The 15,796-nt window shown below is 54.1% G+C and carries 10 protein-coding genes; 1 reads left to right on the top strand and 9 read right to left on the bottom strand.

Annotation, left to right across the window (positions count from 1 at the left end):
• Positions 1 to 173: 173 nt before the first annotated feature.
• The 9 genes from HC757_RS09985 to rlmN form a co-directional block, all read right to left on the bottom strand.
• Complete coding sequence (locus HC757_RS09985; RefSeq protein WP_169564204.1) at positions 174 to 5,234, bottom strand: outer membrane protein assembly factor BamB family protein; 5,061 nt, start codon at positions 5,232 to 5,234, stop codon at positions 174 to 176.
• Positions 5,235 to 5,535: 301 nt separating this feature from the next.
• Positions 5,536 to 7,002, bottom strand: a complete 1,467-nt coding sequence (gene der, locus HC757_RS09980) for a ribosome biogenesis GTPase Der (RefSeq protein WP_169564203.1) — start codon at positions 7,000 to 7,002, stop codon at positions 5,536 to 5,538.
• Positions 7,003 to 7,079: 77 nt separating this feature from the next.
• Entirely contained in the window at positions 7,080 to 8,267 is a 1,188-nt protein-coding gene (gene bamB, locus HC757_RS09975; protein WP_169564202.1) for an outer membrane protein assembly factor BamB, read from the bottom strand.
• A gap of 10 nt (positions 8,268 to 8,277) precedes the next feature.
• Positions 8,278 to 8,898: a tetratricopeptide repeat protein gene (locus HC757_RS09970; RefSeq protein WP_169564201.1), complete on the bottom strand. Its 621-nt coding sequence runs from the start codon at positions 8,896 to 8,898 to the stop codon at positions 8,278 to 8,280.
• A 17-nt stretch (positions 8,899 to 8,915) separates the two neighbouring features.
• A complete protein-coding gene (hisS, locus tag HC757_RS09965) occupies positions 8,916 to 10,190 on the bottom strand; it encodes a histidine--tRNA ligase (RefSeq protein WP_169564200.1) in 1,275 nt (424 codons plus the stop codon).
• Positions 10,191 to 10,335: 145 nt separating this feature from the next.
• Complete coding sequence (gene ispG / locus HC757_RS09960; RefSeq protein WP_169564199.1) at positions 10,336 to 11,451, bottom strand: flavodoxin-dependent (E)-4-hydroxy-3-methylbut-2-enyl-diphosphate synthase; 1,116 nt, start codon at positions 11,449 to 11,451, stop codon at positions 10,336 to 10,338.
• A 37-nt stretch (positions 11,452 to 11,488) separates the two neighbouring features.
• Positions 11,489 to 12,511: a RodZ domain-containing protein gene (locus tag HC757_RS09955; RefSeq protein WP_169564198.1), complete on the bottom strand. Its 1,023-nt coding sequence runs from the start codon at positions 12,509 to 12,511 to the stop codon at positions 11,489 to 11,491.
• Positions 12,508 to 13,296, bottom strand: coding sequence for a type IV pilus biogenesis/stability protein PilW (pilW, locus tag HC757_RS09950; RefSeq protein ID WP_169564197.1), 789 nt, complete (start codon positions 13,294 to 13,296; stop codon positions 12,508 to 12,510). The genes HC757_RS09955 and pilW overlap by 4 nt, the downstream gene beginning before the upstream one ends.
• A gap of 46 nt (positions 13,297 to 13,342) precedes the next feature.
• Complete coding sequence (rlmN, locus tag HC757_RS09945; RefSeq protein WP_169564196.1) at positions 13,343 to 14,464, bottom strand: dual-specificity RNA methyltransferase RlmN; 1,122 nt, start codon at positions 14,462 to 14,464, stop codon at positions 13,343 to 13,345.
• A 174-nt stretch (positions 14,465 to 14,638) separates the two neighbouring features.
• Between rlmN and HC757_RS09940 the strand changes: the two genes are divergently transcribed.
• On the top strand, positions 14,639 to 15,727 hold the full coding sequence (locus HC757_RS09940) for a CNNM domain-containing protein (protein ID WP_169564195.1): 1,089 nt from the start codon (positions 14,639 to 14,641) through the stop codon (positions 15,725 to 15,727).
• The last annotated feature ends 69 nt before the right edge of the window (positions 15,728 to 15,796 follow it).

Raw genomic sequence — 15,796 nt, 5'->3', positions numbered from 1 at the left:
CCCGGCGGGTATCGCCTGTGCCTGGCTGTCCTTGGAGCCTCATACAATGGCGAGTCAGGAGCCTGCCCGCCGCACGCTTGCCCGGCAGAGATGCCCCCACACTCTCCATACGGGATACGGGCAACAAAAAAGGAACCCTGGGGGTTCCTTTTTCATTGCCAGCGGCCGAACGGCTAGTGCACGAATTGCACCTTGTCTATCCAAGCCGTATCATCGCCCGTACTCACACTGCCGTCTTTACGATAACGCCATTCAATGGTGTGCTCGCCGTTGGTTAGGTTTAGCTGCACATTGCGCCAGTCGCCACTGGTTACATACGCAACCTGCTGACCATCGACAAATACCAGCAGGTAGTCGCAACAGGATTCGGCACTCACTTTGGCATCAAAACTCAATATACCATCGGAGAAGAGCCCCTGGAAATTGAGACTGGAGCTTTGGCCATCGCCGATATCGCCGGCACGAATACTTTGGCTGCCATCGCTGGCGTTGCTGGCATCAAGGAACCAATCCGCTACATTCCCGGCATTATTAAACCAGGCTACAGGCAGTAGAGCCGCTTCGAATGACTCCTGATAACTGTCTATGGGGGCCGGAACCGAGTCGATGTCGTTGGGATCGGTCAGATACAGATACACTTCCTGGCCATCACTGAAGCCATCGTTATCTGTGTCTATTAACAGCGGATTGGTTGCATAGGTAATGACTTCGTCATAATCGCTGAGTTGATCGCCATCTGTATCAAGCGATATAGGGCTGGTCAGGTGGATATTCACCTCATCGCCGTCACTCAGGCCGTCACCGTCGCTATCCAGCTTGGTAGGCTGAGTACCGGCGTTATACTCTTCCAGGTTGGTGAGGTCATCTGCGTCACTATCCAGGGCAGCATCGGCCGCATCTTCGGGATCCAAACCAAAACGCAGCTCCCACCAATCAAACATGCCGTCGGCATCGGTATCCCCCCCTGTGTTGATGACGCTAATCCGGCCATTGGCGTTATGTATGACCAAGGCACCTTCATTGCTCAGAGACAAACTCCCCGTTGCCGCATGGCTCCACACTGCCTGATGGGTTTGAAGGTCGATAGCATAGGTTAAGCTGCTGTCTCCCACAAATATCAGGTTTGGTGTGATAACGACATTGCTTTGGATATACAAGCCCGAATCAGGCTCCCACGACCAAAGTAATTCACCCGTCTTCGAGTTCAACACATTCAAGGCGCCGTTATTCACTACCGCCAGTATCGTGATGCCCACGGCAGGTTGTTGATAATTGCCACCGGGAAGCGCCCAGTTAACCTTGTTTGTCAGGGTATCAAAGGCAACCAGGGTATTTCCGCGCACGACATAAGCATCATCCACAAAGCCAAGTACGGGAGTATAGGCACGATAATCACTGTATTCAGTCACAATTTCGACCTGCGTCTCACCGGTCGCCTTGTCGGCCTTAATCAGAGCATTTCGCTTAAAGAAGTAAACCTGGCCATCACTGACAGCTGGAGTCCAGCCATTTTCCTGCTCCAGGGAATGGAACCACTCTTCCAAACCACTGTCTTTATTGAAGCGATACGCGCCGCCATAGGTGCCGCCGGCAAAGTAGACACCATCCTGGGTCACAGTGGGTGCCTGATATTGAGACCACTGGTTGCCATAAGAGGACTTGAACAACAAGTCACCATTGTTCGCATCTACGGCCCGCAGGAAGGAATTGCTATGCCCGCCGGTCTGAAAATAGACCTTGCCATCGAAGTAGGCCGGCGAGTTGATGGAGTCAGCAGACGAATACTGTTTTTGCCAAACAAGATGACCGTCGTTCATATCGAGTGCGAGTAGACTTGCACCACTGTTGTTGGCATCGTAACTGGTACCGAACAGCTTACCGTCGGCAACCGTAACCGAGTTGCCAAAGCGCATCGAAGTGATGTTCCAACGTTCGGACAAGTTATTAGGATCGATGCGCTCGGCAACAAAACCATTATGGGACGCATTTCCCTGATAGGTAGACCATGTCTGTGCCTGTGGTATAGAAGCAGCATCATTGGGCAATGAATCGAGAAAATATTCTTCAAGGTTGGTATAAGTATCACTATCCAGATCTTCACCGGCATCCGCACTTACCAGGGGATCCAGGGCAAAGCTTAACTCCCAGCCATCATCCATGAAATCGCCGTCTGTGTCTTTGGCAATCGGATTGGTCAGGTGAATATGTACCTCATCACCATCGATCAACCCGTCGCCATCTGTATCGGCAAGATGCGGATTGCTGTGATGAGTAAGCTCATCGATATTCACCAGGCCATCGGCATCGGGATCAAGCAGGCTATCGTCGCTATTGGCATCCGTTGCATTGCTGATTTCCCACAGGTCATCCATACCGTCATTGTCAGAATCGTTGGCCAATGGATTGGTACTGTACAAGATCACTTCATCGCTATCTGTAACACCATCGCCATCCGAGTCTGTTGCCAGCGGATTGGTGCCGTAGGTATTGACTTCGATACCATCGTTGAGACCATCTTGATCCGAATCCGCCGCCAGAGGATTGGTGTGGTTCACCGTCAGCTCTTCGCCATCCGTCAGCCCATCCTTATCTGTATCAGGATCATTTGGCAGGGTTCTGACAGCAAACTCTTGCAGGTTAGTGAGACCATCCAGGTCCGGGTCCAAGGACGCGTCGCTCGGCTCCTGATCATCTAACTGATATAACGACTCCCACCATCCCGGCAATCCGTCAGCATCGTGATCACCTATGATACGGGTGACAAAACTCAGGCCCTGGGGCCCCTTCTGCAACACCGCCACGTCTTGTCCCAGTGGCAGCAATGCCAGGGCAGTATCGTTGAAACTGAGCGTCCCCTCTAGCTGATAGCTATCTCTATTGTGGATCGTCAATGTATGCTGTGCGGAAGTGACGCCCATGACCACCATTACATCGCTTACCCAAGCCGCATCTGTGTAGCTCAGATTCAGCGACCCGAGATGTTGCATTGAATCTGCGTCAAATACCTCCCCCGAACCTATCAAGACTTTGTCTCCTGCAGGTGACATCCTGATGGGACCAAAGAAACGATAATCGCCATGGTAGGGGGTATCGCCATTGGCAGTAATTAATCCTGATTCTTGATCTATCTGTTCAAAATGCAGGTTGTTGGGCGACGTCTGGTCACGATAAAAATACAGACGTTGGTTGACTTCATTCCAGGCATATTGTGTCGAGTAATAGTTCCACTCTTTAGTGTCACGAAGAGTCCCTGAGATATCGAAAATGTAATGTGTATTCCAGGCGCCGCTGCTGTCCTGGGCCAGCAGGAAATTCCCGGCCTCCGCCAAACCGCCCACGCTTGCGGGAACATTGGCGAACCTTGTATCCCGGATTTGCGTCTGCAAATCTACCTGGGTAATGGCACCGGATGCATAGCCAAAATACAAACGCCCATGCGTATTGGACACTGCCATGGTCGTCGGCGCGATACTGGAGAAACCATCATTGATGCCTATTACAAAGGGGTTTAAATAGGACTGACTGCTACTGGACCAACGGTACACTCGTCTATTGCTGCGATCCAACAGATACACTATACCGGCATTGTCATAGACAATTTTGTCCGGAGTAAAATTGGGGACCCTGAGGGCAATATCACACTTACCCTCTGTTCCATGGGCCTCAAGGTAGCAGGCGCTATCCATTGGATATGCATCGAGCGTCAGCCCAGTAGTACTGTCGGCCTGAGTCTTTCCTTCGAGCCAGGCATCTGGAAAGCCATCGAAGTCCGAATCGAGAGAGGCGGCAGCATCATTGGGAAACGCATCTTCGGTGTTTGTGACACCATCGCCATCGGTATCATCGTTGGTGACAAAGGGGAGCACATAGGCAATACCGTTGCTGCGGTAGCCGATGAACGATTGTTCGTCTAAGGTGGTTAAACCAAGCAACTCACCTTCCAGGGTAAATTGCTCCAGCACTTGGGAGGAAGACACATCAATTCGGCGAACCAGGATTTGGCCGTCCTGAGCCTTAAGCGCAACCACTTGTGTGTCTGAAATCCAGCGGAAGAGAGATGCTGTCACCCCAATGCTTTTTTCCAGAGTTAGATCACTGGCCTTGTACAGATCACCGCTGCCCAGCAGAACCTGCTGGCCATTGGGTGAAAGTGCCAAAGGGGGCTGTATCTGATAGTCGCCATGATAAGGGGAGTCTACGACTTCTGTGACTTCACCGGTTGTTTTATTAACCGTTGCATAGTAAATATCGCGCGGCGAATATCTGAATGTCAGGAAATACAGGCGATTATTGCTGGCATTCCAGGCGATCTCTCTTGCATCCGGCAAATAAGAGGAGTTCTCTTGATACTCACCATTGGCAGCATATATTCGAGACTGGTAACCGCTATTAATCAATACGAATTTATCGAACGCCGCAATTAAACTGATCCCCGAGTCAACATTGGTAAAGATGACCTCGGTCGCGCCAGCCTGGTTGGTTAAAGTAGTGACCAGCCCATTGGCATACCCCAGATAAAATCTATCCTGTTCCGGATGGAAGGTGATTTTTGACGGCTCACTGTCAGCCTGACCTACAGAGAAAGGCGTACCAAAGTGCTGGCCTTGTACATCATAAGGCAAGAGTTGTTTGGTTGTCTTTAGGTAAAAAAATGCAGTTGCGTCCTTGCCGGCAATCAGGCTAACGTCAGTCATCCCACCTATGACTTCGACATAGCAGCGGTCGCCTATCGCATCCGATGCCATGTAGCAAAGTGGATTCAGTGCCAGCACGTCGGCGTTATCACCCACACCATCGCCATCACTATCGGCCGACTCAGTGGCATCCAGTGGAAACGCATCATCAACATCCAGGACACCATCGTTATCATCATCGGTATCGGCATTATTGCCTATGCCATCATTGTCCGTATCCAATGATTCACTTTCATCTAACGGAAACGCATCATCAACATCCAGAACACCATCGTTATCATCATCGGTATCGGCATTATTGCCAATGCCATCATTGTCGGTATCGGCAGACTCAGCTGCGTCGAAAGGGAATCTATCATCGACATCCAAGACACCATCGTTGTCATCGTCGGTATCTATGTCATCCGGGATACCGTCTTTATCAAAGTCGGGTTTAACTTGAGCGGAAGGCTGTGGTTCCGACTCATCGGAACCGCCGCCGCAAGCCGCAAGTATCGTGGCGATAAAAAGTATGCTGGTATATTTAACCAAGAGGTTCATGCGTGTTTCCTTACAGTATTGCTTTCCTGCTGACGAAGAGTATGCCTGTGCCTGAAATCAGTAAAAGTGTCAAAAAGTCGGCACATGATACTCGAACACTCAGAAAAGAAACATATTATTAACAGCTTGCCCGCGATTTTTTTTTTATACTGTTGGAGCCATACAGCCAGAAAAACCATCAATAAGCTGCATCAGGAAATAAAACCATGACCTTTTCATCCTTTAGAACAGAGCGCAAAAGGCAACAAAAAAGGAACCCTGGGGTTCCTTTTTCATTGCCAGCAGCCGAACGGCTAATGGCTTATTTCTTTCTGTCTTTGATATGACTCAAGGCGCGCTTGCGGCGGCGCTCCTGGCTCATGGTCAGCTTCTCAGTGTTGTTCTCGAAAGGGTTCTCCCCCTCCTGGAAGCGCAGCTGGATAGGCGTGCCTATGACTTTAAGCGAACGGCGGAAGTAGTTCATCATGTAGCGCTTGTAGGAATCCGGCAGCTTGCTGACCTGATTACCGTGAACCACCACTATCGGCGGGTTGTAACCACCGGCGTGGGCGTACTTGAGCTTGACCCTGCGACCGTTGACCATGGGCGGCTGGTGATCGTCCTGGGACATCTGCATGATGCGGGTCAACATTGAGGTGCTGACGCGGCGGGTGGCGCTGTCGTAGGCTTCCTCGATGGACTCGTACAGGTGACCGACACCCGTGCCATGCAGCGCCGAGATGAAGTGGATACGAGCGAAGTCGATGAAGCCCAGACGACGGTCGAGCTCGCTCTTGACCCTGTCCTTGACGTTCTGATCTATGCCGTCCCACTTGTTGACTGCGATCACCAGCGCGCGACCTGCGTTGAGGGCGAAGCCCAGCAGGCCGAGATCTTGCTCGGCTATGCCTTCGCGGGCATCTATGATCAGCAGCACCACGTTGGCGTCTTCGACGGCCTTGAGGGTCTTGATCACAGAGAATTTCTCGATGACCTGGTGCACCTTGCTGCGACGTCGTACCCCGGCCGTGTCTATGATCACATACTCGCGACCCTCACGCTCCATGGGGATGTAGATGCTGTCGCGGGTGGTGCCGGGTTCATCGTACACCACCACTCGCTCTTCACCCAGGATGCGGTTGGTCAGGGTCGACTTGCCGACGTTGGGCTTGCCTATGATGGCGAGCTTGATAGGCAAGTCCTGCAGGCGTTTCTGTTCGGCTTCGGCTTCTTCTTCGGTGAATTCACGCTCGGCGACCTCTTCGCCTTCTTCACCGTCACGGGTGATGCCCATGGCTTCGGCGTAAGGCCCAAGAGCGTATTCGATCATGTTGGTCACACCACGGCCCTGGGAGGCGGCCATCTGGTAGACCTCGCCCAACCCCAGAGACCAGAACTCGGCGCAGGCAGAATCTGCATCTATGCCATCGACCTTGTTGGCGACCACGAAGGTGGTCTTCTCACGGCTGCGCAGGTGCTGGGCGATCGCCAGATCGGCGGCGGTCAGGCCGGCTCTGGCATCTGTCATGAAGAGCACCACATCGGCCTCTTCGATCGCAGCCAGGGACTGTTCGGCCATCTTGGTTTCGATCCCCTCTTCGGTACCGTCGATACCGCCGGTGTCGACCACGATAAACTCGTAGCCGGACAGGAATGCCCGGCCGTATTTACGGTCACGGGTCAGGCCAGGAAAGTCAGCCACCAAGGCGTCTCGGGTACGGGTGAGACGATTAAACAGGGTCGATTTACCTACGTTAGGCCGACCCACAAGGGCCACTACAGGGATCATGATTTTGCCTCTATAAAACTTTTCAATAAAAAGCCCCCGGAACACTTCCAGGGGCTCTACAAGGATAACACCTTAAATTAGGGAAGTGTTACTGTCGCCACCTTACCGCTGCGGCCTTGAACATAAATTTTGTCGCCTACCACCAAAGGTTGGCTGAACAAACCCGAGCTGTCCACCTGGACCCGGCCCACTATGGCGCCTGTGCTCTTGTCGAGGAAATGCAAATAACCTTCGAAGTCGCCAATGACCAGATAATTACCGAATACCGCCGGGGAGGTCAGGCTGCGGTTGGCCAGCTCAGAGTTGCTCCACAGTTCCAGACCATTGCGTTTGTCTATGGCGTAGACACGGCTGTGATCATCGACCAGGAACAGGCTCAATCCAGATGAGGCCAGCTCGTTGAAACTGGAATACTTACGGCTCCAGATCACCCGGCCGGTACGCAGTTCCATGGACACCAAGTTACCGTTATAGCTGACGGCGTACAGGTTTTCGCCGAGGATCAGCGGTGTCATGTCGACATCCGCCATGCGGCTAAACTCATTGCCGCCACCCGGAGTATAGATGGCTTGCTCCCAAGCCGCCTGACCGTTGCCCTTGATCACCACGGCTATCTTGCCATCGGCGCTGCCGAGGAAGAAGCCACCGGCCTCATAGGCCGCCGAACCCGTACCGCGCAGGGTCAGGTTGGGCAGTTGCATCTCGTAGCTCCACAGCTTCTCGCCCGTGTCGACGTCGAAGGCGTCCAGGTTGCCGGCACTGGTATGCACTACCACTACATCTTCGGCAACCGTCGGGGCGGATAACAACTCGCCATTCGTGCTGCTGAGCCAGGCATTGCTGCCATCTTCGGCATTCAGGGCGCCGAGCAGACCGCTCTCGCTGCCGATGAAGACCTTATTACGGGCGGCAACGACACCGGCCGCCAGACGGGCGCCCTTGTTCTTCGCCAGAGGGTGGTCGCGGAAGGCTTCGCTGAAGTCCCGCTCCCATACCCGTTCACCCGTGTTTTCATCGAAGGCTTCTATGGTGCCGTATCTGTCGGCAACAAAAACTTTGCCATAATTGACCGCGGGACGCAGCCGGGAGTAATAATCACCGACGCCATCACCGACGCTGGTACTCCAGCCGATCCCGGGGAAGACACTCGCTTGTATTTCGGTCAGCTCGCTGACAGGTTCTTCCTCGACATCACTGGACGAACAAGCCGACAAAACGGCCAGACTCAATCCAGCGGCAAGCAGGTTTTTGCACCAAGACTTCATGGCTGTTTCCTTATGCCTGGTTAAGACTGTCGAATTTCATTTTCAACGCCGGACTCGCGGCTACGCCACCCTTGTCCATCGCAGCCTGATAGGCCGCTTTCGCCTTATCCACTTCACCCTGGCGCGCCAGGAAGTCACCCTTGAGTTCATCACGCTGGGCGGCGAAGGCATCCTCAGTCACTTGTTCCAGCGTCGTCAGCGCCGTGGCCAACTGGCCCTGCTCGGCCTGCACCCTGGCTAAACGCAGCGTGGCTATCATGTCCAGGCCGGCACCCGCCTTGGCGGCGATCACGCGCTTGAGCGCATCTTCGGCCTTGGTCAATTCGCCGGCTTCTACCGCAGCTTTGGCCAGGATCAGATCCAACAGAGACTGGTAGCCGCTTTGATCATGCACCTTGGCAAACTCAGCGACGCCCGCTTCTATCGCGGCGGCATCGCTCGCATTCTGGCTTATGTTGCTGAAAGTCTGTGAAGCGGCTTCGGTCTGAGCAATCTTGAGATCCGAATAATAGTTCCAAGCATACAGGCCGCCCAAACCTACTATGGCGCCAATCAGAATAGAGTTACCGTAGTCTTTCCAAAACTGTTTGATAGCATCGACTTGTTGTTCTTCTGTGCTATAAATTTCCACGCGCACGTCCCCTTTAGTTAGCTAAGTCCTGCCAGAAAAGAGACCAACTCATCTCTGGACACTATTTGTTGTTCACTGTCATTGCGCAAAGGCTTTACCGCGACCCGATTATTCGCCAGCTCGTCTTCGCCTAGGATGATGACGATGGCCGCGCCGCTCTTGTCGGCCCGCTTAATCTGCTTCTTGAAATTGCCGCCGCCACAATGACTCATCACACTGAGTTCAGGCAAGGCATCACGCAGCACTTCGGCCAGCTTGATGGCTTCGATGCGGCAATTATCCCCCATGGCGGTCACATAGACATCGACCTCGGCCGGCAAGTCCAGATTCAATTCCAGGGTCTCCAGCAGCAAGACGATGCGCTCCAGCCCCATGGCGAAGCCGACGGCCGGGGTATCTTTACCGCCCAGCTGACCGACTAAACCGTCGTAACGGCCACCGGCAAGCACAGTGCCCTGAGAACCCAGACTCGTGGTCACCCATTCAAAAACAGTACGGTTGTAATAGTCCAACCCACGTACCAGCCGCGGATTAATCTTGTATTGGATGCCAACGGCGTCCAGGAGTTCACGCAATTGTGAAAAATGACCACGGGACTCTTCACCCAGATAGTCCATCAAGGCGGGAGCATCGGCCAGCAGGGCTTGCACGCCGGCGTCTTTCGAATCCAGCACCCGCAACGGGTTGCTGTACATGCGACGCCGACTGTCTTCATCCAACCTGTCTTTATGTTGCTCCAGGAAACCCACCAAGGCATCACGGTAGGCGCTGCGCTCGGCAGGATCGCCCAGGGTGTTGAGCTCCAGGGTGACATGCTCGCTGATACCGAGTTTCTGCCACAAACGGGCCGACAACATCAGCACTTCGGCATCTATGTCCGGGGTGCCTATGCCATAGACTTCGACACCGAATTGGTGAAACTGACGATAGCGGCCCTTCTGGGGGCGCTCGTGGCGGAACATGGGGCCCATGTACCACAGACGCTGCTCCTGGTTGTAGAGCAAACCATGCTCGTTACCTGCGCGTACAGTCGACGCCGTGCCTTCGGGCCTCAGGGTCAGGCTGTCACCGTTGCGGTCCTCGAAGGTGTACATTTCTTTTTCAACGATATCAGTGACTTCACCAATTGAGCGTTTGAAAAGGTCGGTACTTTCCACTATGGGGGTGCGAATTTCGCTGTAACCATAGGCGCTCACGGTCGAGCGCAGGACACCTTCAAGTTTTTGCCATAGAGGGCTTTGGGTAGGCAGAATGTCATTCATTCCGCGAATCGCTTGGATCTGTTTTGCCACTGTGTCGACTCGTCCGTTTCACGTAAATTGATAAAAAACGTCCCGCATTATAGGCGCTTCGGCCTTAAACGCAAAACTGGCTATCCAGACTGAAACCGGCGGTACCGAAACGGCAACCGGCACAGGTGCCTGGCGGTAACAGCCGCTATTCGGTTTGGTCTTGCACTGGAATGCGATTGGCCATCATGCTGGCCTTGGCGCGGATCTTGGTTTCCAGCGAATCCACCAGATTGTCGTTATCGAAACGCTCTTTCTGACGCTCGCCTTCGTCGTAATAACCGCTCTTGTTATGGCCTCCCGTCAGCCCTATGTGGGACACCAGGGCTTCACCCGGACCATTGACCACGCAACCTATGATGGACACGTCCATGGCCGTGGTCACATCTTCGAGGCGGCGCTCCAGCTCATTGACTGTGCTGATGACATCGAACTCCTGGCGCGAGCATGACGGACAGGCGATGAAGTTGATACCACGGCTGCGAATGCGCAGGGATTTCAAGATGTCGAAACCGACCTTGATCTCTTCGACGGGATCGGCCGCCAGCGAGATGCGCAGGGTGTCGCCTATGCCTTCGGCGAGCAACATGCCCAGACCGACGGCCGACTTGACGGCACCGGCGCGGGCGCCACCCGCCTCGGTGATCCCCAGGTGCAGCGGCTGACGTATTTGCTTGGCCAGCAGGCGGTAAGACTCGACGGCCAGGAACACGTCGGAGGCCTTGACGCTGACCTTGAACTGATCGAAGTTCAAACGATCGAGAATATCCACATGGCGCATCGCCGATTCCAGCAGCGCCTGCGGCGTCGGCTCGCGGTACTTATCCATCAGATCTTTTTCCAATGAACCGCCGTTGACCCCTATGCGGATAGGAATATTCTTGTCACGGGCGCACTCCACCACGCTGCGGATGCGCGCTTCATTGCCTATGTTGCCCGGGTTGATCCTCAGACAATCGACACCGTATTCGGCGACTTTGAGGGCGATGCGGTAATCGAAGTGGATATCGGCCACCAGCGGCACATTCACCGACTGTTTGATGATCTTGAAGGCCTCGGCGGCATCCATGGTCGGCACCGAGACTCGGACTATGTCGGCGCCGACTTTTTCCAGCGCCCGGATCTGCGCCACAGTGGCGTCAACATCCGTGGTCTTGGTGTTGGTCATAGACTGCACTGCTATGGGAGCACCGTCGCCTATGGGCACCTTACCGACATAGATGCGGCTGGATTGACGTCTGATGATGGGAGATTCGTTGTACATAGGATTCTACTCTACTACTCGTTTTGACGGGCAATCGTTATTCGGTTTGCGGCAGGGTCAGACGTGCCACGCGGCCGGCAGGAAACGCCGCCAGGCTGACGCTCTGCCCATTGAAATGCATTATGGCTGTTTGCGGCGCGCCCAGGATCACCTTAAAGGGGGCACGGCCACTCAGCTTGAGTTCATCACTTGGACTCTTGACCCCATCGACCAGGGTCTTGCCGCTCGCATCCTTGATATTGAGCCAGCAGTCACCGCTGAGGACGATAGTCAGGGTCGATGCCGTCTCTGCCTGGCTGGCACTATTATCCTGCGCCTCCGGCTCGCCGATGGCATGGGCGCTGTCTTGAACATGTTGGCTTGCCTGGCCGTCATCCGCCAACGCCGGGTTCCGGGGCGTTTGTCTCTGTGTCACAGGTGCCGAAACCAGGGACACTGCTGTGTCGGGTTCTGCGGTAATGGGGTCTGTGGCAATGGGCTCAGTGGTGATAGCAAGCGTGCCGCCCTGACCCGAATGCATTTCGCTGCTAGCCTCCAGCGCAGAAAAAGAGGCTTCCCGTGCCTTGGCCTGCTCGGCGGCGGCAATTTCTTCCATGGTAGGTTTGGAGAAGTCTATGTCTGTCGTCAGTGACGACTTCTGCACCCACCAGAGCACCAGGAGTGCCAACAGGGCAAATATGACCAGATAGGTCACCAGCATCAGCCGGCTGTCGCGGGCCTCGTGGGTGGTCTTGCGGGAAAAACTTTGCATCACAGGCTCGGTAACCTGAGGTGCCTGACGTTGCAGACAGGCTTCGAGCTCCTGCTTGTCGGCCTCCACCAGGCGGGCGAAATTTTTGGCGTAACCGCGCACATAGGTCGGGGAGGAAATATTGGCGAAGTTATCGGCTTCGATATCCCGTACCATACATGGCCGCAGATTCAGTTTAAAAGCCACATCGTCAATGCTTAGACCCTTGTTTTCCCTGGCTGTTTTCAGCAGTTGTCCCAGGGTTATCTGCTGAGCCGAATCTTTGTCTTGGGCATCATCCTTGTGCACATCTGTGTGTTTATCTGTCATTGGTGCAAATTAGCTCTGTATTGCTTGGCTTGAAGTGATGCGGGGAACTTGGCAAGCAGTAAAATACCAAACCTTCTTGCCGCGGCATCATCCTTCAGCGCCTGCTCTATGTGAATGGCGAGTGCCAAACTCTCTGGTGTCTGCGCCGTCACCGCATGATAACGTGCCATCTGGGCACGGGCGGCGGTCAGTTCACCTTGCTCTAATTCGAGTTCGGCGAGCTCGAGTAATGAAACTTGTCGTCTCGGATCATACTTTAACGCTATCTCAAAATAGTGTCGCGCTTTTTCTACCTGACCTGCGTCCCGGCTGCAAATGCCAAGATTTTCATAGCTGGATGCGGTACGGGTATACTTGGGCATTTCAATGGCGGCCAGGAATAACTTCTCGGCCCTGTCATACTGCTTCTGCTGACATAGGAACACCCCGAAGTTATTCATGGAGTCGCCACTGGCATCCTTGCTGCTGGTCGCCCTGTTATAAGACTCTTCGGTGCGGATCAGATCGCCCACTGTCTGGTAATAATACGCCAGGGCGACATGCACATCTTCCAGTTCGGGCGCATATTCCAGCGCCCTGTCGAGATTATATTTCGCCTGTTCGCTATTGCCGCGGTTAAGGTAGGTCAGACCGAGCTGCACCCGCTCCCTTGCCGCCGCTACCTTGTCCAGTTTACGTTCCGACACAGGCGTGTCTGTGCCCGTATAGGTACGTTCAGTGACACAGCCGGTGCTCAGCAAAGTCACGCAAAAGAGTAACGCTAAACCTGGCAATCCATGCTTCATGGGCGAGCCTATATTCGATGTGAACAAAGAGAATGCAAACAAACAGTTAATCCATTGTGACCGAAATCTGGTTATCTTGCATGCGTTTTTTCGCCAGACGCTTGGTTCTGTCACGAATATCCCCGGCCAACTGACCACAGGCGGCGTCGATATCATCACCACGGGTCTTGCGCACTATCACTGTCAGGCCATATTCCATCAGCACCTTGGAGAAACGGTCGATGCGTGAGTTGGATGAGCGGCCATAGGGCGAGCCAGGATAGGGATTGAAAGGGATCAGATTGATCTTACAAGGGGTGTCCTTCATCAACTGCGCCAATTCATGGGCCTGATCTGTGCTGTCGTTGATGTGATCCAACATCACATACTCCACAGTCACCCGGCCGCGGTTGGCGTTGGACTTGGCCAGATAGCCACGTATGCTGGTGAGGAACGTCTGCAGCGGGTACTTCTTGTTGACAGGCACCAGGATGTCGCGCAGCTCATCGTTGGGCGCATGAATACTGACGGCCAATGCCACATCTATGGCATCGCCGAGTTTATCCAATGCAGGCACCACGCCCGAGGTCGACAGGGTCACGCGGCGCTTGGACAGGCTGAAACCGAAATCGTCCAGCATGATGTCCATGGCGGGGATCACGTTGGCGAGGTTGAGCAAGGGCTCGCCCATGCCCATCATCACCACGTTGGAGATGGGACGTTCACCCGTTTCTTTCTGGAAGCCGAGGAAATGCGATACCCGCCAGATCTGACCGACAATTTCCGACACAGACAGGTTACGGTTGAATCCCTGCTGGGCGGTAGAGCAGAAGGTACATTCCAGTGCGCAGCCGACCTGGGATGAGACACACAGGGTCGCCCTGTCATCTTCCGGAATGTAAACAGTCTCCACTTCCTGGCCATTGCCCACATTGATGGCAAACTTGATGGTGCCATCTTCGGATTTTTGGTACTTGGAAATTTCCGGTGCAACCACTTCACAACGTGCCGCCAGCTTCTGGCGCAACACTTTGTTGATATTGGTCATTTCTTCGAAGTCACTGACACCGAAATGATAAAGCCATTTCATTAGCTGATCGGCGCGGAAAGGTTTTTCACCCATATCAGCGAATAACGCTCTCATTGCCTTACGATCAAGGTCTAATAAATTGATCTTTTTTTCACTCATTGCCTAACCTCAACACCTAAAACCTGCCAACAGGGCGGCAAATTATACAGAGGCTGAGGGATTATAGCCAGCGGCAGCGGCCACGGCTAAAGATTTATAAGCCGGGCGACAAACTGTGGTAGAATTGCCCCGGGTCACCGTTGTCCCTAAGTATGGAATTGTAAACCCACTTTTATGTTAACCCTCATCATCATAGTGTTTGTTGCCGTCGCAGTGTCTTTTCTGTGCAGCGTGTTTGAAGCCGTGCTCTTGTCTGTTACTCCCAGCTATATTGCCAGCCTGGCTCAGTCCCACCCCAAGGCGGCCAAACGCCTCAGCAAGCAAAAAGACAATGTGGAAGCCCCGCTGGTTGCCATACTGACTATCAACACCATAGCCCATACCGTCGGCGCAGCCGTCGCCGGTGCCCAGGCCTCCCACGTATTCGGCGACGAGCTGTTGGGAGTCTTCTCCGGGGTGTTGACCTTCATCATCTTGTTTTTCTCGGAAATCATTCCCAAAACCCTGGGAGCCAATTATTGGCGCAGCCTGGCACCGGCCGTGTCGGTCGCCCTCAAGTGGATGACCACCCTGTCCCGCCCCCTGGTGTGGATGTCGCTGCGGGTAACAAGGCTGCTTGGCAAGGGCGATGAGGGCCACTATATCCGCCAGGAGATGAGTGCCCTCGCCCGCCTGGGGCTGGAATCCGGTGAACTGGACGAGCAGGAGTCCAAGATCCTCACCCAGATGCTGACCGTCAGGGACATGCCGGTCACCGCCATCATGACCCCGAGAACCGTGATGTTCTCCCTGCCGGTGGGCCTGACTCAGCATGAGTTCGTGCGGCAATATATGGATAAGCCATTTTCCCGCATCCCTGTTTATGACGAAGATCATGACGACATCATAGGCTATGTAAACCGCACGGATATCCTGCTGGCCGAGCGCTACAGCCCGGATGAGCCCATAGGCCTGCTCAAGAATAGCCTGGTGGTAGTGCCGGAGACGGCGAAGATCCTCCCGCTGTTCGAACTCATGATTAAACGCAACACCCAGATCGCCATGGTGGTCGATGAATACGGCAGCAGTCAGGGAATAGTGACCCAGGAAGACATAATAGAATCCATGTTGGGACTGGAGATAGTCGATAGCAACGATCTGGTCACCGACATGCAACAGCTGGCTCGCAGATTATGGACCCGCAGGATGGAACAGAAAGGCATTCGATTATCCGCCGACGGCGATTTCGAATCGACGGCCGACGATGCCAGCCCCCAGGACTGAATCGACGGGCTGCCATCCCCCGCACTATTGTTTATCGCCGGCAGGTGCCGGCCGTGGTCAGGAGGACGC

It is taken from the genome of Shewanella salipaludis, assembly GCF_012911865.1.
Classification (GTDB): domain Bacteria; phylum Pseudomonadota; class Gammaproteobacteria; order Enterobacterales; family Shewanellaceae; genus Shewanella; species Shewanella salipaludis.
Note: the sequence above shows the minus strand (reverse complement) of the source record. Positions and strands in the feature narration are given on the sequence as shown.